General features: G+C 56.2%; 21 protein-coding genes and 1 pseudogene. 15 read left to right on the forward strand and 7 right to left on the reverse strand.

Annotation, left to right across the window (positions count from 1 at the left end; translation table 11 throughout):
• Positions 1 to 387: 387 nt before the first annotated feature.
• The 4 genes from E1H13_RS13540 to E1H13_RS13555 all read left to right on the forward strand — a co-directional run bounded on the left by E1H13_RS13540 (position 388) and on the right by E1H13_RS13555 (position 2294).
• Positions 388 to 1074, forward strand: a complete 687-nt coding sequence (locus tag E1H13_RS13540) for a transposase (protein WP_206070474.1) — start codon at positions 388 to 390, stop codon at positions 1072 to 1074.
• 393 nt (positions 1075 to 1467) lie between these two features.
• Positions 1468 to 1617 (forward strand): hypothetical protein, encoded by a 150-nt coding sequence (locus E1H13_RS13545; RefSeq protein ID WP_169613953.1) that lies wholly within the window; start codon positions 1468 to 1470, stop codon positions 1615 to 1617.
• A gap of 75 nt (positions 1618 to 1692) precedes the next feature.
• Complete coding sequence (locus E1H13_RS13550; RefSeq protein ID WP_169613954.1) at positions 1693 to 2028, forward strand: DUF433 domain-containing protein; 336 nt, start codon at positions 1693 to 1695, stop codon at positions 2026 to 2028.
• A gap of 2 nt (positions 2029 to 2030) precedes the next feature.
• On the forward strand, positions 2031 to 2294 hold the full coding sequence (locus E1H13_RS13555; RefSeq protein WP_169613955.1) for a DUF5615 family PIN-like protein: 264 nt from the start codon (positions 2031 to 2033) through the stop codon (positions 2292 to 2294).
• A gap of 167 nt (positions 2295 to 2461) precedes the next feature.
• Here the strand turns inward: E1H13_RS13555 and E1H13_RS13560 are convergent, their stop codons facing one another.
• On the reverse strand, positions 2462 to 3433 hold the full coding sequence (locus E1H13_RS13560; RefSeq protein ID WP_169613956.1) for a hypothetical protein: 972 nt from the start codon (positions 3431 to 3433) through the stop codon (positions 2462 to 2464).
• 251 nt (positions 3434 to 3684) lie between these two features.
• On the opposite strand from E1H13_RS13560, the gene E1H13_RS13565 reads away from it, so the two are divergent.
• Positions 3685 to 4326 (forward strand): Uma2 family endonuclease, encoded by a 642-nt coding sequence (locus E1H13_RS13565; RefSeq protein ID WP_169613957.1) that lies wholly within the window; start codon positions 3685 to 3687, stop codon positions 4324 to 4326.
• A gap of 44 nt (positions 4327 to 4370) precedes the next feature.
• Here E1H13_RS13565 and E1H13_RS13570 read toward each other — a convergent pair whose 3' ends face one another.
• From E1H13_RS13570 to E1H13_RS13590, 6 genes and pseudogenes are all read right to left on the reverse strand, one after another.
• On the reverse strand, positions 4371 to 5144 hold the full coding sequence (locus tag E1H13_RS13570) for an ABC transporter permease (protein ID WP_169613958.1): 774 nt from the start codon (positions 5142 to 5144) through the stop codon (positions 4371 to 4373).
• Between the two features lie 213 nt (positions 5145 to 5357).
• A complete protein-coding gene (locus E1H13_RS13575) occupies positions 5358 to 6263 on the reverse strand; it encodes an ABC transporter ATP-binding protein (RefSeq protein ID WP_347404159.1) in 906 nt (301 codons plus the stop codon).
• Between the two features lie 102 nt (positions 6264 to 6365).
• Positions 6366 to 6596: a hypothetical protein gene (locus E1H13_RS27285; RefSeq protein ID WP_240966623.1), complete on the reverse strand. Its 231-nt coding sequence runs from the start codon at positions 6594 to 6596 to the stop codon at positions 6366 to 6368.
• A 74-nt stretch (positions 6597 to 6670) separates the two neighbouring features.
• A complete protein-coding gene (locus tag E1H13_RS27290; RefSeq protein WP_240966624.1) occupies positions 6671 to 7138 on the reverse strand; it encodes an alpha/beta fold hydrolase in 468 nt (155 codons plus the stop codon).
• Between the two features lie 134 nt (positions 7139 to 7272).
• Positions 7273 to 7681: pseudogene (locus E1H13_RS13585) on the reverse strand (nucleic acid-binding protein).
• Positions 7678 to 7959, reverse strand: coding sequence for a hypothetical protein (locus E1H13_RS13590; protein WP_169613959.1), 282 nt, complete (start codon positions 7957 to 7959; stop codon positions 7678 to 7680). Before E1H13_RS13590 ends, E1H13_RS13585 begins: the two are co-directional and overlap by 4 nt.
• Positions 7960 to 8180: 221 nt before the next feature.
• Between E1H13_RS13590 and E1H13_RS13595 the strand changes: the two genes are divergently transcribed.
• The 10 genes from E1H13_RS13595 to E1H13_RS13645 all read left to right on the forward strand — a co-directional run bounded on the left by E1H13_RS13595 (position 8181) and on the right by E1H13_RS13645 (position 19550).
• On the forward strand, positions 8181 to 8591 hold the full coding sequence (locus E1H13_RS13595) for a hypothetical protein (RefSeq protein ID WP_169613960.1): 411 nt from the start codon (positions 8181 to 8183) through the stop codon (positions 8589 to 8591).
• Positions 8548 to 8775 (forward strand): ATP-binding protein, encoded by a 228-nt coding sequence (locus E1H13_RS13600; RefSeq protein ID WP_169613961.1) that lies wholly within the window; start codon positions 8548 to 8550, stop codon positions 8773 to 8775. The genes E1H13_RS13595 and E1H13_RS13600 overlap by 44 nt, the downstream gene beginning before the upstream one ends.
• 149 nt (positions 8776 to 8924) lie before the next feature.
• Positions 8925 to 9524, forward strand: coding sequence for a hypothetical protein (locus E1H13_RS13605; protein ID WP_169613962.1), 600 nt, complete (start codon positions 8925 to 8927; stop codon positions 9522 to 9524).
• Between the two features lie 66 nt (positions 9525 to 9590).
• Positions 9591 to 9932 (forward strand): hypothetical protein, encoded by a 342-nt coding sequence (locus E1H13_RS13610; RefSeq protein WP_169613963.1) that lies wholly within the window; start codon positions 9591 to 9593, stop codon positions 9930 to 9932.
• A 108-nt stretch (positions 9933 to 10040) separates the two neighbouring features.
• The gene (gene treZ, locus E1H13_RS13615; RefSeq protein WP_240966625.1) at positions 10041 to 11882 is read left to right on the forward strand and encodes a malto-oligosyltrehalose trehalohydrolase; all 1842 of its coding nucleotides are present in this window, start codon (positions 10041 to 10043) and stop codon (positions 11880 to 11882) included.
• 258 nt (positions 11883 to 12140) lie between these two features.
• The gene (gene treY / locus E1H13_RS13620; RefSeq protein WP_169613964.1) at positions 12141 to 14954 is read left to right on the forward strand and encodes a malto-oligosyltrehalose synthase; all 2814 of its coding nucleotides are present in this window, start codon (positions 12141 to 12143) and stop codon (positions 14952 to 14954) included.
• A 32-nt stretch (positions 14955 to 14986) separates the two neighbouring features.
• On the forward strand, positions 14987 to 16543 hold the full coding sequence (locus E1H13_RS13625) for a trehalase family glycosidase (RefSeq protein ID WP_347404160.1): 1557 nt from the start codon (positions 14987 to 14989) through the stop codon (positions 16541 to 16543).
• A gap of 172 nt (positions 16544 to 16715) precedes the next feature.
• On the forward strand, positions 16716 to 17279 hold the full coding sequence (locus tag E1H13_RS13630; RefSeq protein ID WP_169613999.1) for a Uma2 family endonuclease: 564 nt from the start codon (positions 16716 to 16718) through the stop codon (positions 17277 to 17279).
• A 340-nt stretch (positions 17280 to 17619) separates the two neighbouring features.
• Positions 17620 to 18315 (forward strand): DUF5752 family protein, encoded by a 696-nt coding sequence (locus tag E1H13_RS13640; RefSeq protein ID WP_169614000.1) that lies wholly within the window; start codon positions 17620 to 17622, stop codon positions 18313 to 18315.
• Positions 18312 to 19550: a glycosyltransferase gene (locus tag E1H13_RS13645; RefSeq protein WP_169613965.1), complete on the forward strand. Its 1239-nt coding sequence runs from the start codon at positions 18312 to 18314 to the stop codon at positions 19548 to 19550. The genes E1H13_RS13640 and E1H13_RS13645 overlap by 4 nt, the downstream gene beginning before the upstream one ends.
• The last annotated feature ends 97 nt before the right edge of the window (positions 19551 to 19647 follow it).

The raw sequence follows: 19647 nt of genomic DNA on the forward strand, positions 1-19647 counted from the left end.
GGGAGGAAGGGGCTGGGGGATGGAGGGAAAGCCCTGCCCACAAGGGTCTCACAGGACTTATGTGTACTTAGTAGCCCAGAGCGGGAGAGGGACTTTGAAAATCAAGCTACTTTTCCGGCTCCCCTTCGCCCCTTGTGGGAGTAGGCCGTAGGACGTGCGTAGCAGGGGTTGGGGGATGAGGGGAAACAAGATTTGTCAGTCAACCAGGATGGTTAGTCATTGGCCGCGTCAAAAATCCTGTTTCTCAAACTCTCCGCCTTCCGCCTTCCGCTCTCCGCTCTCCGCCTTCCGCTCTCCAGTCTCCGCCCTTTCACCCAGGGCCATTTCATTCTCAAGGGAGCCTAAAGATGCTAGAGTTTCAGGCTAGTTTCAATGGTTCTAGCGTTTATGCGTCTGCCTCCAACCCCAAATCCTGCTGTTATCGACTCACGATCTGAGTCTGCTGTAGAGCGGATCGAGATCCTCGAAGCCTTCGTTGACCTGCCCGATGTCCGTCGGGCTGCTGGCAAGCGGCATCACATGGCCCTATGCCTAGCGCTCTTCAACCCGCCCAAGGACCGCCTCCCCTCCTACAGCACCATTCGCCGTGTCCTCCTCAAGTTGGACTATGGGCAATATTCAGCCGCTTTAGATCGGTCCTTTGGCATTGAGCCCTTACCCGGCGAGACCCTAGCGGTCGACGGGAAGGTCTTACGCGGGTCGTATCAGCTGGAGACCGACAATTCTGACTCTTCCCCTCACCCAGCAATTATACTGGTCAGTGCTTATCTGGTGGAGCGGGGTCTGATTCTGGAGCCCTATCAGGTCGACGGCAAAACCAATGAAATCAAAGCCTTTGCTCAGCGTATTCGGGGCTATTGGGGCGTCGAAAACAAGGTGCACCACGTCCGAGATGCGACCCAGGGTGAGGATGCCTCGCGCATTCGCATGCATCAGTTGCCGCAAATCTTCGCTGTCGTTCGTAACTTCGCCCTCAACCTCTATCGCTCCAACGCATTCTCCAACATGGCTCAGGCTGAACGACTCTGCAAATTTGGCCTGGATACCCTCAAGACCATTTTTAGAATGAAATAGCCTTGCAATCCTCCCCATACATTCCCTCACCCATAAACCACCGAAAACTCGAAAACTCTGACTCGTGCGGGCACCGCACCAACTCATGCTTCACCGGGTTGTAGTGCAAACAATTTAAATGCCACACCCAATTGGCTGCATCGGGATTTGGTGTTCCCAAAACCGCCGCTGCCACACATCGTTTTTTCGTTGTCGCTGCCGCTATAGACCAACATCTTGGGGTAGTGCAGTGCTATCTTGTAGGGCTGAGAGTGAAAGCTTTAGGGCTTCTCGTTAGTCGCTGGGGTGGATGGGGGGCGGTACCTGCCATATCTTTCGCTTTCCACGCCAACGCAGTCGTTACAATTGGAGCAGCTAAATCTCTACCGCTCCTGTTCCATCAGAAGCTCAACCGTGGATACGACTGAAAGCTATTGCGCTGATGCCATGCTGCGATCGGCTGTAGAGCGTCAGTTCATCACCATTGAAGAAGCCTTAAACCAGGCCATTCGGCGATCGCCCGATCTGGAGCGCCAAATGGTCAAGTATTTGCCGAGGGAGTAGGGATGGTAAAGATGGTGGGGTGCTGGATGCACAGCGGCAAAATACAATGTGATTAGCAGCTAGGAGCAGCACTCAATGACACTGCAAGAACTTCAACAGCAGATGTTGCAGCTACCCATCAGCGATCGGTGGTACTTGGTGCAAACCCTGCTGACCTCCATTCAGCAAAGCAACGATACTTGGCCAGGCATCGAAAAGACCCCCGGTGTCTGCGGTGGCGACGCCTGCATCGCCACTACCCGCATTCCCGTTTGGGTCCTGGTGCAGGCCCGCAATTTGGGCAACAGCGAAGCCGAACTGCTGCAAAATTATCCCACCATTAGCGCTAGCGATCTGGCCAACGCCTGGGCCTATGCCGCCGCCCACGGTCACGAAATAGACCAGGCCATTCACGAAAATAATGAAGCTTAGGCATGGTCACCCTCTACGCCGACGAACAATTTCCCTTGCAGGCTACTCAGCGGCTCCGGCAGCTTAAGCACGACGTTCTCACAGCGCAAGAGGCCGGGAACGCCAACCAGAAGATTCCCGATGACGCCGTTTTGGCCTTTGCCACTAGCCAAAAACGAGCTGTGCTGACCTTGAATCGCCGCGACTTCATTCGCCTGCATCAGCAGACCCCTGAACACGGCGGGATTGTCGTTGTAAAGGACGATGGTGACAAGTTTAAAGGCTGAACGCATTCATCACACCATTGAAGACGCCGCTCTGCTGGCTGGCAAACTCGTGCGTGTCAACCGCTCTCCTTAGATGAACGATTCATAGAGATTGATCAACATCTCAGCGGCGATAGGGTTCATAGATTTGAGGGCTCTGACAACTTTAGCGGGGGTGCTTCCCACGGTTATCGCTTCTTTTTTTTACCCTGCTTGCGGCTAGATTTAGCCCCACTGCCAAATCCAGATTTGCTCGGCAATTTTTGGGAGCCTGACTGGGCCGCAATATCTTTAAAGTTGGGAGGCTTATCGAACCCAAAAGCCTCTCGCTTGATGGGTAGCCCCAGTTCAGCAGCACTGGGCTGGTGCCGATTTACGTAGGCACGAATATTGGCCATGAGCTTTTCTTGCTCAGGGGTGTAGTGAATAGAAAGCTCTTCGGCGGTAAAGTCTGACGCCTGCTTGAGCCCAAGATCTACCTGCACCCTGGGCCAGGAGCCAACAAACATCTCGTCAACTTTCCCCGCTTCGTAGGCCGCCGCCATCACCGCAGCAGATTCCACCGCTTTGAGTTTGAATAGGGCTAGCACCAGCGCCCCGTTGACCGAGATATGGTGATTGTCGTAGTGGCTCAGCTGCCGGGTGATCACCTCTACACAGCGATCGCGCTGGTCGGGAAAGGCTTGGGCAATATGGGTTAGCCCAGACGCCAGCGTAATTTTGCTGTTGTAGTCAATGTTGTCGGTTGACAGCAGTTCATCTAGGGGGGCGATCGCTTCGGCCCCAATTAGGCCAAAGACGTCGGGCAATTCTTCCCAGCACCAGTCAATATCGCGCTGCTGTAGAACCTGCGCCAGCGGTTTAACCGCTTCGGCTGCTTGCAGCTGCCCCAGCGCCCGCCACGCATGGATGGGTGCCCACAGGGCGATATCAGGGTCCAATGCGCCCTCTTCAACAGGTTCGTTGTCAGGGGCGTCGGGGTCTGCAAAGAAAAAACTCCACAGCTGATCATCCTCAGCCATTTGAATCAGGGCTGGGATATGCTCTGCGGTCAGCCCAAGTTCTTGCACATAGTTTGGCCAGTCTTTGGCGCTAGAGCCTCTGGCATCGCCATAGCTCAGGAGCCTATTTAAGGGGGCGGTGTAGGTTTGGTTCAGCATTCTAGGTCTAAAAATAACGATGCTGGGGGATGATTATTTTAGACTACACCTGTCAGTCCGTAGGTGTCTGCGAGCGATCGCCCTCGGCAATATCACCCCCCCGAGGCTATGTAGACGCGCAGCGGCTTTCCGTAGGGTAAACCCCGGTGAAGTTTTTGCCGAGAGCGTCAGGCCAGTGCCGGGTAAAAGCACCGCCGCCGCATCGGTTAGGATCAACATCACTGGCCACCCTGCCCCAAGGGAATTTTGCAATGGCACCCTCCACGTCAACCGTCCTACAGACCGACACCTGGGTCAAAGCCACCTGGGATGACTTCGTCGCCACCTTAGACACCGCCCCCTACGACGAGGGTCGAGGCTACTTCGACAACGGCTACATGAGGATTGAGATGGCGGCTTTAGGTGGTGGACATGCGCGACAAAACAGCGTTGTTTCTAAAGTGGTCAGCCTCTTCGCTATGGTGCAAGCGCTGCGGTGCGTCGAGTTTACCAACGGCAGCTTCCACAAGACCGGAGAGCGAGGCTGCCAGCCAGATGTCGCCTTCTACATTGGGCCAGACTTTCGGCTGCCTCCCCAAGACAATTCACCCATTGATGTCAATGTCTTTGGCCCACCGACCCTGGCGATTGAGATCGGCGGCAGCTCTTTCAAAGACGACCTGGGGGCCAAGCGACTGCTCTACGAACGGCTGGGGGTGGGCGAATACTGGGTGGTGAACGTGGCGGAACAGCAGGTGCTGGCCTTTGCTGTGGCCGAGGGTGGCAGCCGACAGATTCGATTGTCGGGGGTGTTGCCGGGGTTAGAGCTATCGCTGGTGGAAGAGGCGCTGGGGCGATCTCAGAGCGAAGACGACACCACCCTGATGGGCTGGCTGATGGAAATCCTGGCCTAAGGGCGTGGCGCCTAAATAAACAGTCTTCTGATTTTCATCGGCGATTAATAGCCGCTCAGGGAACCCCGCTGCTTGGCGGTGGCTTCGGCCCAGCGGAAAACCAGCATCCCCAGGGCAAAATAGACCAGTCCGTTGAGCAGGGCCAGAGTGTAGGTAAACCAGTCCAGACTCAGGCCTCGGGCCATCAGGTCGCGCAGCAGGCCAGTGCTGGGCAGCATGGGTAACAGGAACCGTAGATACTGCATCGGGCCAGTGGCTTCCTCCAGGGGGGCGGCCAGCAGAAACAGCAGCAGGAACTGAAAAATGCCCAAAATTTGCTGTACCCGCTTAAACACCAGGGCCGCTGCCCCCATCAAAAAGGCCAGACCATAACCAGCCAGCAGCAGCGACGCCAGCGGCAACAGCAATGTTGGCGGAAAGGCCAGGCGACTGCCGGAGATCCCCATCAGCAGCAGCAACACCACCATCAGGATGACCAACCGCAGAGCCAGGCTGGCAAAGGCACGGGCCAAAAAGACTCGCGGTGCCCCAAAGGGCGATAGAAAAACCTGCTCTAGGGTGCCGGTTTCGGCTTCGATCTGCAGATTGATGGCAATGTCGTTGTTGACGGAAATAATTAGGGTCCATAGGGCATAGCCGAGGACCACGGCATCGAGGCGATCGCCGAAGGCAAACCCTGGCCCGGCCATGTACTGGGCGCTGGCAAACAGCCCGTAGAAAACGGCCATGATGATGACGATCCCTGAGATTACCTCCGTGGGGTAGCGGATGAACTGAATCCAGGTGCGCTTGAGTTCGGCGTAGAGCAGATCGATCATAGGGAAAATATAGGGTTAATGTCGGCTGACAGAAATATGGCAAGCCGGGTGTCGGGTAATCCCCTCTTGGGAGGGGCAGGGGTGGGTTAATTCGGGTGTTGGGTATCGGGTATCGGGTGTCAGGAACGGTAGACCAATTTATGCGGCTGGAAGGCCTTAGTAAATGAATTGTCCCCTTTCTGCCTTCATCCTTCTGACTTCTGCCTTCCAGTATTAGTCTTTGACCAGTTTGAGAAACACCTGGGTGAGGTCGGCGCGATCGCGCTGCACCGACACCAGCGGCACCGGGCTCAGCGCCCCCAGCAGTGCATAGAGTTTTTCTGGGGTGCCCGCGTAGGTAAGCTGCGTTCCCTGCACCGTCGCCCCCAACTGGGTCACGGTGTGAATCTGCTGGGGGGAAAGCTCGCCGTCCACCTCCAGGTGATAGGTGGAACCCGAAAATTCCTTCAGTAATGACTCAGTCGACTGCTCGGCAATGATCCGCCCCCGGCGAATAATCGCCACCCGGTCAGCCAGTTCTTCGGCCACATCGAGCTGGTGGGTGGTCAGCAGAATGGCGCGACCCTCCTGGGCGATCTGGCGCACCAGGGCTTTGACCATTTCGCCCGCCTCCACATCCAGCCCCAGGGTGGGTTCATCCAGCAGCAGCAGCCGGGGATTATGGATCAAGGCGACGGCGATCGCCACCTTTTGCTGCATGCCACGGGAGAGCTTTTGCACCGGGGTATTCCGCTTTTCCTCCAGCCCAAACCGGGCCAGTAGTTCTAGTCCCCGACGATGGGCCAGCTGGCGCGGCACCTGCCGGAGGACACCGAAATAGTCCAGATTTTCTGCCGGGGTCAGACGCCAGTACAAATTGCGGTTGCCTTCTAGCACGGCCCCAATGTGGCGCAGGGCGCGGGGTTGGCGGTGGGGGTCTTCTCCCATCACAGCCACCCGTCCCTGGGTGGGGCGCACCAGGCCAGCGATCATTTTGATGGTGGTGGTTTTGCCAGCCCCGTTGGGGCCTAAAAAGGCCAGCACTTCCCCTGGGTGCAGGGTCAAGCAGACCTGTTTCACCGCTTCAAACCGCTGTTTGCCCCGCCCGTACACCTTGGAGAGGTCGCGGGTGTCGAGCACGATAGAACCGGGGGAGGAATGGTTAGTCCAATCATCGGTTGGACAACGGGCAAGTTGCACGACAGGATCAAGCTCCCAGTGACAGGTAGATAGAGTGTTTACCTATCTTAATGTCTTTGCCGATGGGACGCCGTGGTCCAAGTCATGGAGATGATTGGCCAACGCTTCGGGGGCCGAGAGATAGGGGTTGTGGCTCGTCTCCATGGCAATCACTCGTTCGCAGGGCAGAGCGGTGTACATGCGCCGCTGGGCCGCTGGGCCAATCACCCTATCCTGGGTACAGGTGATATAGACCCTGGGCACCCGTCCGGCCTGCTCAGGGGTGATCTGCACAGGGGTAGCCAGGGGAGCTAGAGCCTGGGGGGCCAGCAGCGATGGTCAAAGACCGGCCCTGAGGGGCCATCGCACTAGGGCCATATCCTCCTTGGAGCAGTCGGCGTAGCCCAGCGCTTGCAGGGCCTCGGGCCGGAAGGTGGCCGAGAGCTGGTCTTCGGAAAAAACCGCATTGGCCAGCAGCTGCGATTCGGTGTCGGCCTGGGAATATCCAGGGCGCTTTCGCCGTGGGCTAGCAGGTAGCCCGACAGATACACCAGGGTGTGAATGCGATCGGGGCAGTATTCTGCAGCCTGGGTGATCACGGCACCGCCCAGGCTGTGGCCCACCAGCACCACTGGCTCGGCTTGCCCCTTGAGAATATCGCAGACGCAGTCCACGTAGCGCTCTAGGGAAACCTCCGCCATGGGCAGGGGATTGAGGCCGTGGCCGGGCAAGTCGGGGGTAATTACGCTGTGACCCTGGGCCTCCAATTGGGGGGCGACCTTGTGCCACACCCAGGCCCCAGACCCAGCCCCGTGAACTAAGACAAATGTGCTCATGGCGGTTCTCCTTTAACGCATGGTTTAACCATAGGAGAGCCCCGCTGGGCTGTCTTTACAGAAAAGCATGGTTCTAGGTATGGAGTCTGCTGCCGCAAAGGTTTGTGATGGTGCGGGTAGGGTACTAAAGGGCATCAAAACAAAACAGTAAATCCTTCTTGGGCAAAGTGCTTATCGTGGGTCAAGACTTCTGTAATGTTAAAGGACTTCATAATCTGCATTGAGATGCAGTCGGTCAGGCTGTAGCCTTTATCCAGGCGTTGACTTATAGAGTCTTAGCCCAGACGAGAAAGTATCTCTACTTTGGGGGATAACTTGCACCATAGCGTTTTGCAGGATCAGTTCTGTTCGCTGAGCGGCCCCTTGTTTGATAGGGGGCTCAAAACCAGAAAAGAAATTTAAAAACTCGGTCAGCACCTCGTCGGTGGTGACCAATTGAACTGTTCCCAGCGTCTGGTTAAAGCGGCGTACCTCTTGATGCCACTGATCTTTGGGATTCAGCAGGGCAGCCCAGTAGAAGGTATCAGCGAAGAGGGTTCTCATTCGTCACGTTTGGGCGAACCGTAGAGGTAGTGATCCAGCTGAGTAGCCCCGTCGGTTGGTAAGGTAGCGGCCACAGATTCGGGTAATGTGTCAGCAAAGACTTCAAAGGTTTCCCAAATAGGAGATGAAGACTGAGGTGAGGCTAATTCTGTGACGGTGGGTTCTGGGGCCCGCTGGTGTTGCCGGGTTTTGGCAAACAGCAGAAAATCAAGCACCTCTTCTAGCAGCCAGTCTGAGGCGTTGTTGATTTCGTGGAGGAGTTGTTCGCGGGTGGTCATGGGTTGAGATTTTATCTGACCTTATATCTAGGATAACGGTTTGAGCGCCAGCTCATCTCCCTCACCTATGGTTGCTAACCCTTAGCGAGCTGATTGAACTCCTTCTAATATTGTTCCGGCGTAGCTTAATAGCTGCACCAACTTCTATGCAGATTTGGAGCTGTAAAATTTGGGTTGTAAGATTTGGTGGGTTTAGATTTCAGTCTTAGCACACTGCCCCTATGGACTTTGAGCAGGCGATCGCCGCCGTCAACGCCACGTTAAAAGCCCACTGCGATCGCTCCCTCACCGACCTAGAGATCGATCTACTGCGCGGTGCTTGGGACAACCGCACCTATGAGCAAATCGCCGCCGCATCCGGCTATTCCCTCAACTACCTGCAGCGCGACTTTGGCCCCCGGTTTTGGAATCGGCTGAGCGAGGTGTACGGTCGCAAGGTGAGTAAGGTCAATGCCCGGGCGGTGCTGTCGAAGGGGGTAGGGGAAAGTGGGAGAGTGGATGAGTGGGAGAGTGGGAAGGCAGGGAGTAGGAGCACCCTATCACCCCATCACCCCATCACCCCCTCTCCCCATCCCCCCCTCTCCCCTGATGGGGCGGCAGGCAGAGTGGGCGGTGCTGCGGCAGTGGGGTGAGGGGCTGTGGCAACCAACAGCTCCAAACACTGCCCGACCCGTCATGTTACTGACTGGGGAGCCGGGCATTGGCAAAACCCGCCTATTGGAAGAACTCAGCGGCGCGGCCCAGGGTCACCGGGCTCAGGTGCTGTGGGGGAGCGGCTTTGCGACGGAGATGATGCGCCCTTACGGCATCTGCTAGATGACATCCAGTGGCTGGATGAGGCCTCGTCGGCGACGCCTGAGTGAATTACCTGCTGAAAGATTAGAGTCATATGGGGAATCCTAGGGGTTAGTCCCATAGCACTCCCTAACGTTTGCTGCAGCAACCTGTTGCTATGACCCTTGCCCATGACCCTTTCTTTCGACAAACTCCTGCACTTTGTCACCGGTCTAGCCATGGGCGTCGGCTTCTGGTGGTGGCTAGAACGCTATGCCAAGCAGGCTGCCCGCTCGATTAACCCGCTGATTTTCCTGATCATGCTGATTTGGGGCGCCAGCGGGTTGTTCTTTTTCCGCAAGCTGGGCATTCCCCTGCTTAGCGGCACCTTCTTCTACATGGCTGTTCCTGATTGGGATATTCCTTTGTATGACGCCACCGGCCTGCGGTTCTTGATCCACCGGAGCTGGCTGTTTCATTCTGTGCTGTTGCCGATGGGATTGCTGGGGGGATGGTTCTGGTGCAGCCAGCAGCGGTACGTTAGCCCGTGGCAGCGGACTGGTGTTAACCTGCTGCGTGACGGGGCCATTGGCCTGTCTGTGGGCATGAGTGCCCATCTGGTCTGGGATGCCTTGCTGTCGTCCTTGAAGCGGGGCTTTTATATTCGAGGTTTTGGCGGATCTGCGTCTTACCTGTGGTTGTTTGTTAACCTAGCGATCGGCATTGGCGTACCCCTATTGATTGCCTGGAGTATGCGTCCCACTCGGTCCAGCCAGCGTTCGATGGATTAACTCTGATTGACTCTACTCTAATCAACGCCGTTTGCTTCTATAGCTAATTTTATTTAAGAGGTCACTATGCGATTTTTGACATATCTCCTAGGCATTGCCTTGATTTTGTTAGGGGTTTATTTCCTGGGCAACAACATTATCTTTACCACCCGAGCCTATCCCTGGTGGCGGGGCGTTGCCGCCGATCTATCGGTACTGTCTCTGTGCGTGGGGGTGTTTGCCCTTGTGTTTTTGCCTTCCAGCCTCAAGGACCTGGGGTGGCTGGCGGTGGCCTTTGGGATTGTCTGTGTGTTTGTCAGCAGCCGCGCCATCTTGAACCCAACCAGCTTGTGGCAACTGTTTCTATCCCTAACCTCCATGGGCTTTGGCTATAAGTTGCTGATGTCCCGAGGTCGATACTTCTATTAAATCCATTGTTTTAAATAAATCGGTTAAATCGGTCTTTGGACGTATCGTGAGTGCCGACGACCCTTGGTAGGGTTGTGGTAGCGTATCTAGCACTCCTACTGGCAAACCATGATGGCCAATACAGATTTGCAGATCGGAGCCGTTTTGCAAGCCGACCAGCGCTGTCGATTTGGGCTGTGGGGGCCAGAACTCCAGTCGGTTGAGTTGCAGCTGCTGTTGCCTCAGGCGGTGACGGTGCCCCTGAAGCCCGGCGATCGCGGTTTCTGGTCAGTGACTGTGGATGGCGTCGCCCCAGGTACCCAATACCGCTATCGGCTCAACGGCGACAGCGCCTATCCCGACCCCGCCAGCCAGTACCAGCCCCAGGGGGTACATGGCCCGTCAGCGGTAGTGGATCACAGCGCCTACGACTGGGGGGATGGGGCTTGGGGCAACATTCCGTTGCCAGACTACGTAATCTATGAGCTGCATGTGGGCACGTTTACCCCCCAGGGTAGCTTCGAGGCTGCGATCGCCCGATTGCCCGACCTGAAAGCCCTGGGCATTAGCGCCATTGAGATCATGCCAGTGGCCCAGTTTCCCGGCCAGCGCAACTGGGGCTACGACGGCGTCTTTCCCTACGCGGTGCAAACCAGCTACGGCGGTCCTGCAGGGCTGAAGCGCCTGGTGGATGCCTGCCACCAGCAAGGATTGGCGGTGATTTTGGATGTGGTCTACAACCACTTTGGCCCCGAAGGCAACTACAGCGGCTGCTATGGCCCCTACATCACCCAGAAATACAACACCCCCTGGGGTGGGGCGATCAACTTTGATGACGCCTGGTGTGACGGGGTGCGCCAGTTTGTGGTGCAAAACGCCCTCTACTGGTTGCGGCACTACCACATTGATGGGTTGCGGCTAGATGCCATCCACGCCATTTACGACTTTGGGGCCAAGCACCTGCTGGCGGAGATGGCCGAGGCCGTGGCCGCCCTGTCCGCCCAGCTCCACAAACCTCATTACCTGATTGCCGAAAGCGACCTGAACGACAGTCGCATCCTGCGTCCCGCAGAGCAAGGGGGCTACGGCATCGACGCCCAGTGGAGCGACGACTTTCACCACGCCCTGCACACCCTGCTGACCCAGGAAGACAATGGCTATTACCAGGACTTTGGCTCCTGTCAGGCGCTGGCTAAAGCCCTCCGCGATCGCTACGTTTATAACGGCACCTATTCCCCCTTTCGTCGCCGTCGTCACGGTAACAGCGCCACCGATTTGCCCACCACCCAGTTTGTCGTCTGCGCCCAAAACCACGACCAGGTGGGTAACCGCATGTTAGGGGAACGCCTGTCCCAACTGGTGCCCTTTGAAGCCCTGAAGCTGGCGGCAGCCGTGACCTTGACCTCCCCCTTCGTGCCCCTGCTGTTTATGGGGGAAGAGTATGGCGAAACTGCCCCATTTCTCTACTTCATCGACCACGGGGATCCCGACCTGGTGCAGGCGGTGTTCCAGGGACGAAAGCGGGAATTCAAAGACTTCCATGCCATTGGGGAACCACCTCCCGCCCACGAAGAGGCGACGTTTCAGCAATCGACCTTGAACTGGGATCTGCGCCACCAAGGCCACCATAAAACCCTCTGGCAGTATTATCAGCAACTGTTAACCCTGCGAAAGCAGCTGAAACTAGGAGCACCCGCTTGGGCAGACGATATGCAGGTCGGCTATGACGATGCCAAAGGGTTGGTGTATTACCAGCGATCGCTACCCCAAGGCTCCGTACTCGTGGTGATGAATTTTAACCCCACCCAAAGCGCGATCGCGGTTGCGCCCCCCCGCCAGCCCTGGTATTTAGGAATTGACTCCGCCACCGCCGCCTGGCAAGGCCCCGGCTCCTCACTCCCCCCCGCGATCGCAGTCTCCCAAACCATCGTCCTCGCTCCCCTGAGTTTTGCCCTTTATAAAAGAAATTGAAGAAGGCAGAAGGGCGTAGCCCGTGCGCAGCAGAACGAAGAACGAAAAGAGACTGAAGGTTCACAATATCCTGCGGAAAGGGCAAAGCCCAGCAATTTTTTTCTTTAGCAGGGCTGCATGAACAAATTCAAAATTAAAAATTCAAACCCAAACTCAAAATCCAAAATCCAAAATTCAAACCCAAAACTCCCCCACCTCCCCCACCTCCCCCACCTCCCCCACCTCCACCTCCCCACCTCCCCCACTCCCCCTCCCCCCATGCACATCCCCCTCGCCACCTACCGCCTCCAGTTCAACCCCACCTTCGGCTTTGACGCCGCCCAAGACATCTTGGATTACCTCCAGACCCTGGGCATTTCCGACATTTACGCTTCTCCCATTTTCAAGGCCCGAGCTGGCAGTACCCACGGCTACGATGTGGTAGACCCCACTCAGCTCAACCCAGAACTGGGGGGAGAAGAGGCCTTTGGGGCGCTAATTGAGGCAGTGCAGCAGCGCGGTATGGGCTGGCTGCAAGATATTGTCCCCAATCATATGGCTTATGACAGCGAAAACCCGCTGTTGATGGATATTCTGGAGCATGGACCCCACTCTGAATACAGCGACTACTTTGATGTGGAGTGGGAGCACCCCTTCGACGATTTCCGGGGCAAGTTGTTGGCGCCCTTATTGGGGGATTTCTACGGTCGCTGCCTGGAACGAGGAGAGCTGAGCCTGGACTATGACGAAGACGGGCTCACTGTTAACTACTACGACCTCTGGATTCCCCTGCGAATCGAGTCCTACGCTCAATTTTTGACCCACGATATGGATCGCCTGGCTCGCTCCCTGGGCCGCAGCGATCCCGACTTTGTGAAGCTGTTGGGCATTCTCTACATGCTCAAAAATCTGTCTGGTGAAACCACGGGGCGCGAACGCAAGGACCAGGCCCAGTTCATCAAGGAACTGCTATGGGAACTGTACAACGGCAACGAGGCGGTGCGGGACTTTATTCAGCACAATTTGGCTCTGTTTAATGGGGAAACCGACACCAGCAGCGATCGCTACGACTTACTCGACGATCTACTTGCCGATCAGTTCTTTCGCTTGGCCTTTTGGAAGGTGGGAGCCGAAGAACTCAACTATCGCCGTTTTTTTACGGTCAATGAACTGATCTGTCTGCGCATTGAAGACATTAAGGTGTTCCAGAAGACCCACTCATTGATCGCCCATTTAGTCAAAGCTGGCCAGATTCAGGGGCTGCGCATTGACCACCTGGACGGTCTCTACGACCCAGACCATTACCTGCGACGGCTGCGCACCAAATGCGGCGACGACATCTACGTGGTGGTAGAAAAAATTCTGGAGCGAGAGGAAACCCTACCGGAGGATTGGCCGATTCAGGGCACCAGCGGCTACGACTTTTTGAACCAGGTGAATGGCCTGTTTTGCCAGCGAGCCCATGCCAAGGCCTTTGATGCCATCTACCGACGGCAGGTGGTCCACACCCCCGACTATGAGGCCTGGGTGGTGGATAAGAAACGGTTGATTGCCGCTACCAATTTGGTGGGGGATGTGGATAATCTGGGCCATTTGCTCAAGGGCATTGCTGGAAAGTACCGCTACGGACGCGACTTTACCCTCAGTGGCTTACGTAAGGCAATTTTAGAGGTGCTGGTGCAATTTCCGGTGTATTGCACCTATATCAATAGCGCCGAGGTCAGCGATCGCGATCGCGCCTACATCCAGCAGGCGGTGGCCAAAGCCCACAAGCGGATTCCCCAGTTGCAAAATGAACTGGCCTTTGTGGAAAAGGTCTTAACCCTGGACTACGAAGATGTGCTCACCGAGGAAGACCAGGCCGAGTGGCTGCACTTCGCCATGCGGTTTCAGCAGTTTTCTGGGCCACTGATGGCCAAGGGCCTAGAAGATACCCTGTTCTACGTCTACAACCGGCTGATTTCCCTCAACGAAGTGGGGGGCGATCCCGGCACCTTTGGGGTCACCGCTGCAGAGTTCCACCAGTACAACCAGCGGCAGCTGGCCCAATGGCCCCATACCCTCAACGCCTCCTCGACCCACGACACCAAGCGCAGCGAAGATGTGCGCGCTCGGCTGAATGTGCTGTCCGAAATTCCTCAGGAGTGGGACCAGCAGGTGCAGCACTGGCAGCAGTTGAACCAGTCCCATAAGCTGGTGACCCACAAGCGCACCATCCCCGACCCCAACAACGAATACTTTCTCTACCAAACCCTGGTGGGGGCCTTTCCCTTTGGCGACGATCCCCAGGAGTACCAGACCTTTGTGGAGCGAATCAAAGCCTATGTGGTCAAGGCGGTGCGCGAAGCCAAGGTGTACACCGCCTGGCTCCGCCCGGATACGGAGTACGAAGAGGGATTTGTCACCTTTGTGGAGCGAATTTTAGACAGCTCTGGAAAAAATAAATTCCTGACCGAATTTTGCCCTTTCCAGCAAAAGATTGCTGAATATGGCATCTATAATTCCCTCTCCCAAACCCTGCTGAAGCTGACAGCCCCTGGGGTGCCCGACCTGTACCAGGGCACCGAACTGTGGGACTTTAGCCTGGTGGACCCAGACAATCGTCGCCCGGTTAACTATGACGAGCGGCTGTCCTTTTTGCAGGAAATTCAGCGCCGTTGCCAGACCGATCTAAAAAGCCTGCTGGGGGATCTGAAGGCGACCCGCCATGATGGTCGCCTGAAGCTGTTTTTGATTACCCGCGCCCTGGCAGCCCGGCGACAGTATCAGGCGGTGTTCGAGCGAGGCGATTATCAACCGATTTCGGTGGAAGGGGAACAAGCTGATCACATTGTGGCCTTTTCTAGAACCTATAAAGGGCAAAGCGCGATCGCCGTTGTGCCCCGGTTTTTGACCCGTCTGATTACCCCCGACCAAGACCCCTATGGCAAAGCTGTCTGGGGCGACACCAGCCTGGTGCTACCCGCTGGCCTCAAAGGCCCCTGGCAAGACGCCCTCACGGATGTAAAGCATCGGGATCAGTCGCGGTTGCCCATCGCCAAGATTTTGCAAACCTTTCCCGCCGCTCTACTCGTTCCGGCCAAGAGCCGCTAAGCTGTAACTGTAGAAGTTAAGCTTTGTAACCAGTGAAAATATCTGCTCCTGCCCCTGCCAGCGAGATCACCCCCTGGCAGATTCATGCTGTTCGTCACTACATCAAGACCTCCTGGCAGACCCTGTCGCGCTCCCTCAGCCATGTGCTAGAAGCCGCTCAGGATGAGAAGATCGACCATACCCCCGATACCCCTTGGCCCGTCTACATTTCGGCCCAGGAAGATCGTTACACCGTAGAAGATGCGCTGCTGAACGTACTCAGCCAGGACGAATTCGCCCAAATTGAACTGCGGGTGCTGCCTGCAGACTACGACCAAATTACTGACCACGGGCTGCTGTACCTACCCCACGACTACGTGGTGCCCGGTGGTCGGTTCAACGAAATGTACGGTTGGGATAGCTATTTCATTCTGCTGGGGCTGCTGCGGGATGGGGAGCTGCTGATGGCCAAAAGCATGGTGGATCAGTTTATCTACCAGGTGCAGCACTATGGCACCGTGCTCAACGCCAACCGCACCTATATGCTTAACCGCTCCCAACCACCAGTGCTGTCGTTAATGGCGATGGCGGTGTTCGAGCAGACGGGCGATCGCGACTGGCTGCACTCGCTGCTGCCAGTACTAGAGCGCTACTACTACTACTGGATGGTGCCCCCCCACTTTAACCCAGTCACCGGGCTCTCCCATTACCATGCCCTGGGCCATGGCCCAGCCCCTGAGGTGGTCAGTTCCGAGCGGGATGAAGCCGGTCGCACCCACTACGATCGAGTGCGAGAGTATTTCCGAGAGCACTCGATCGACGATTACGATGTCAGCCTGTTCTATGACGCCGAGGCCGACGAGTTGACCGAACTGTATTACCAGGGCGATCGCTCCATGCGCGAGTCAGGCTTTGACATTACCAATCGGTTTGGTCCCTTCAGTGCCGACATCATTCATCATGCCCCGGTCTGTCTCAACGTGCTGCTCTACCAAATGGAGCAGGACATGGCTGAGTGCTATCAGATTCTGGAGCACAATTGGGAAGCCAAAATTTGGCACGCCCGGGCCCAGCGTCGCCATCAACTAATCGACCAATACCTTTGGGATGAAGAGGCCGGGCTATATTTTGACTACAACCCCCATACTGGTCAGCGCCGCCCCTACGAGTTTGTCACCACCTTCATGCCCCTGTGGGCGGGGATCGCCTCTCCCCATCAGGCTAAGCGGGTTGTCGATAACCTGGGAAAATTTGAAGCCCCCGGTGGCCTGCTCACCAGCACCCATGTTTCTGGTAACCAGTGGGATGCCCCCTTTGGCTGGGCACCGCTGCAATGGTTTGCCGTCGGTGGCCTAGAGCGTACGGGCTATGGTGCTGATGCCCGCCGCATCGCTGCCAAGTTTGTCCACATGGCGGTGCAAGAGTTTGAGAAAACCGGCACCCTGGTGGAAAAGTATGACGTCGAGCGTTGCTCGGCCAATGTCTCCGATGAAATTCAGTTCGGCTACAGCTCCAACGAAATTGGTTTCGGCTGGACCAATGGGGTGGTGTCGGAATTTCTGGATCTGCTGGAGCGACGACCCCAAACCTGGTCTGATCAGGCCGCTTAGATTGAGCCGGGAGTCAGGGTCGGCCTGATTCAACTGCGAGTCGAGCAACATAACCCAGCCACGTCATTTTACCTATCGAACTGGGATTAGCATGGGCAGACTGGAGGCTAGAATGGCGTCAGGTGCGGCGATCGCCCCATCACCTTTTGTGCCGATGCAGAGGTCAACCCAAATGGTACAAACACCATCTAAAACACTGTCCTTGGCGGAATTCCTGCAATTGCCAGAAACGAAGCCTGCCAGGGAATACGTTGATGGCAAAGTTATACAGAAGCCAATGCCCCAAGGAAAGCACAGCGTGCTTCAGGGAGAACTTGTACCTGCTATCAATGGGGCGGTGAAATCCAGACGTATTGCTCGGGCATTTCCTGAGCTACGCAGTACCTTGGGGGGGCGTTCAACCGTTCCTGACATTGCAGTATTTCTTTGGGATCGGATTCCCCGCGATCAGAATGGAGAGGTTGCCAACACATTTCCTATTGCGCCGGACTGGACCATTGAAATCCTGTCTCCTGATCAAAGTCAAACTAAGGGGATAAAAAATATTCTTCACTGTCTACGCCATGGAACCCAAGTAGGCTGGTTAATCGATCCGGATGAGCAAACTGTGTTTGTCTATTTTCCAAAGCAAGAGCCTGAAGTACTGGACGAGCCAGATGACGTTATTCCTGTGCCGTCATTTGCAAGGGATTTAAAGCTAACAATCAAAGACTTGTTTGCTTGGTTATTGGATTAGGCCTATGGCTTTTGCGATTCCCTCTGGAACGGCACAGCCGAACGAACAGCACCTACAACAACAGCCGCCCAGCGTTGACCAGTTCCTCGCTCGTTATGGTGATGACAACCGTTCCGAACTGATTGATGGAGAGTATGACATTCAGCCGCTTCGAGGTAACGAGAGAGCATCTCTCCGACCTTCCCAGAGTTGAAATTAACGGCTGAACAGGTTTTGAGGGCTAGCAGGTAATCCAGCGTATTCACGCTGACATGACCTGAGATTAACGAAATGCTAACGGTTCAAAGCTGGGGCAGACCCGTTGGGTATGTTGGAAACAACGACAGTCAAGGTGTTGCCCATGGCTACCGACAATGCTCCGTTCTGTCCCCCCGTGGCGGCAGACGCCTTCGCCATCAAAGACTGCGCCCTGCTGGCCATTGCCACTGGCAAAAAAGCCACCACCCTGAAAGAACTGCAAGCCCACCTCAGCAGCATCGACATTGACAGTATTTATCTGCATGTGTGGGGCAGCTTGCTAGAGCCCCAGTTTGAAGTACGGGAATACAACAACCACTTCGCCTCTTGGGCTCGGCGGGGGCTACACGACGACACCCTGGCGGAACGGCTGGCCATGGTTGACCCGAATGAATACGCTGACTTAGAAGAGCTGCGGCAGGAATTCTTGGAGGTAATGGCCGAGCGCCTGGAAGAGCGGGAATACCTGCATTGGGCCCAGGCCACCGAACCCTTTGAGTTTATTCGCTCCACCATTGTGGTGTTTGACACGGCCAAGCGGGTCGAGCAGCCAGAGGAGCTGATCACCCTGATTCCGCACTTGTCTACCAGCAGTATCTTCTACCACTTCATCGATGCCCGGCGGCGTTTACCCGTAAGCCAGGACGATTTTCGCTTTTGGTTGACCTGCTGGGGCGATCGCTACGCCGAACTCAACCATCACCTGGCTGCTATCGACCCTTACTTCAATGGCTTGACCACCATTCGTCACCAGCTTGCTACCGCCTTTAAACAGTACTGTCCGGGGAACCAGCCATGAGTATTTTGGAGCAGTACGCCCAGATTGTGGGCGACGATGTGATTGATCAACTACAACAATTGGCCAAACCCTTGCGGGGCAAGTCGGTGGTGCATGTCAACTCCACTAAGCTCGGGGGGGGTGTGGCCGAAATTTTGACCAAGCTTGTGCCCCTGATGCAGGAGCTAGAGCTCAACACCGACTGGCAGGTGATTACCGGTGATGAACCTTTTTTCCAATGCACAAAGGGGATGCACAATGCGCTGCAAGGGAACCAGGTGTCCCTGCCCCACGGGCTGTTGGAGCACTACGAAGCGATCAATCGGGAGAATGCCGAACGGCTGCGATCGCATCTGGTAGACGCCGACTTCGTTTTTATCCACGATCCGCAGCCAGCCCCCCAACTGTCCCTCTGTCCCGATCGCCAGGGGCACTGGATCTGGCGTTGCCACATTGACGCCAGCCATCCTTACCGACCCGTGTGGAAGTTTTTGCGCCCCTTCATTGAGCCCTACGAAGCCAGCATCTTTTCTCTACCGGCCTTTGCCCAGGCCCTGCCCCACCCGGAGTACATCATTTCCCCCAGCATCGACCCCCTCAGCGACAAAAACATCGACCTGCCCCCAGAGGAAGTCCGAGAGGTGCTGCGGCAGTTTCAGATTGACCCCGATCGCCCCCTGGTGGTGCAAGTCTCTCGATATGACCGGTTTAAAGACCCGGTGGGGGTGATTCGGGCCTATAAAATGGCCACCAAATTTCACCCCGATCTGCAATTGGTGCTGGCTGGGGGCAGTGCCGACGACGACCCGGAAGGAGTCCTGGTGCTGCAAGAGGTCAAAGCCGAAGCCAACCACGACCCCGACATCCATATTCTGATGCTGCCCCCCGATGCCAATCGCACCATCAACGCCCTGCAGCGGGCCGCTGATATTGTCATGCAAAAATCAACCCGGGAAGGCTTTGGCCTGACGGTCACCGAAGCCATGTGGAAAGGAAAGCCCGTCATTGGTGGCGACACTGGCGGCATTCGCCTGCAAGTCGTGAACTACCACACCGGGTTTCTGGTCAATACCCCCGAAGGAGCCGCCCTGCGGATTCGTTACCTATTAAACCAGCCCGACAAAATCACGGAGTTTGGCCACAAAGCCCAGGAGTTTGTGCGCGAAAACTTTCTCCTCACCCGCCACCTGCGGGAATATATGACCCTGATGGTGTCACTGTTGCACGGCGGCGGCGATCGCCTGGAACTCACCTAATCCTGAGCACCAACCCACAGCTACCCTGGCTGAGGGCATCAGCTCAGGCACGAGATAGTCAGCCCTGCCAGTATGATGGGATTAAAGAACCAAAATC

Origin of the sequence: Nodosilinea sp. P-1105, from assembly GCF_012911975.1 — a bacterium.
GTDB lineage: Bacteria > Cyanobacteriota > Cyanobacteriia > Phormidesmidales > Phormidesmidaceae > Nodosilinea.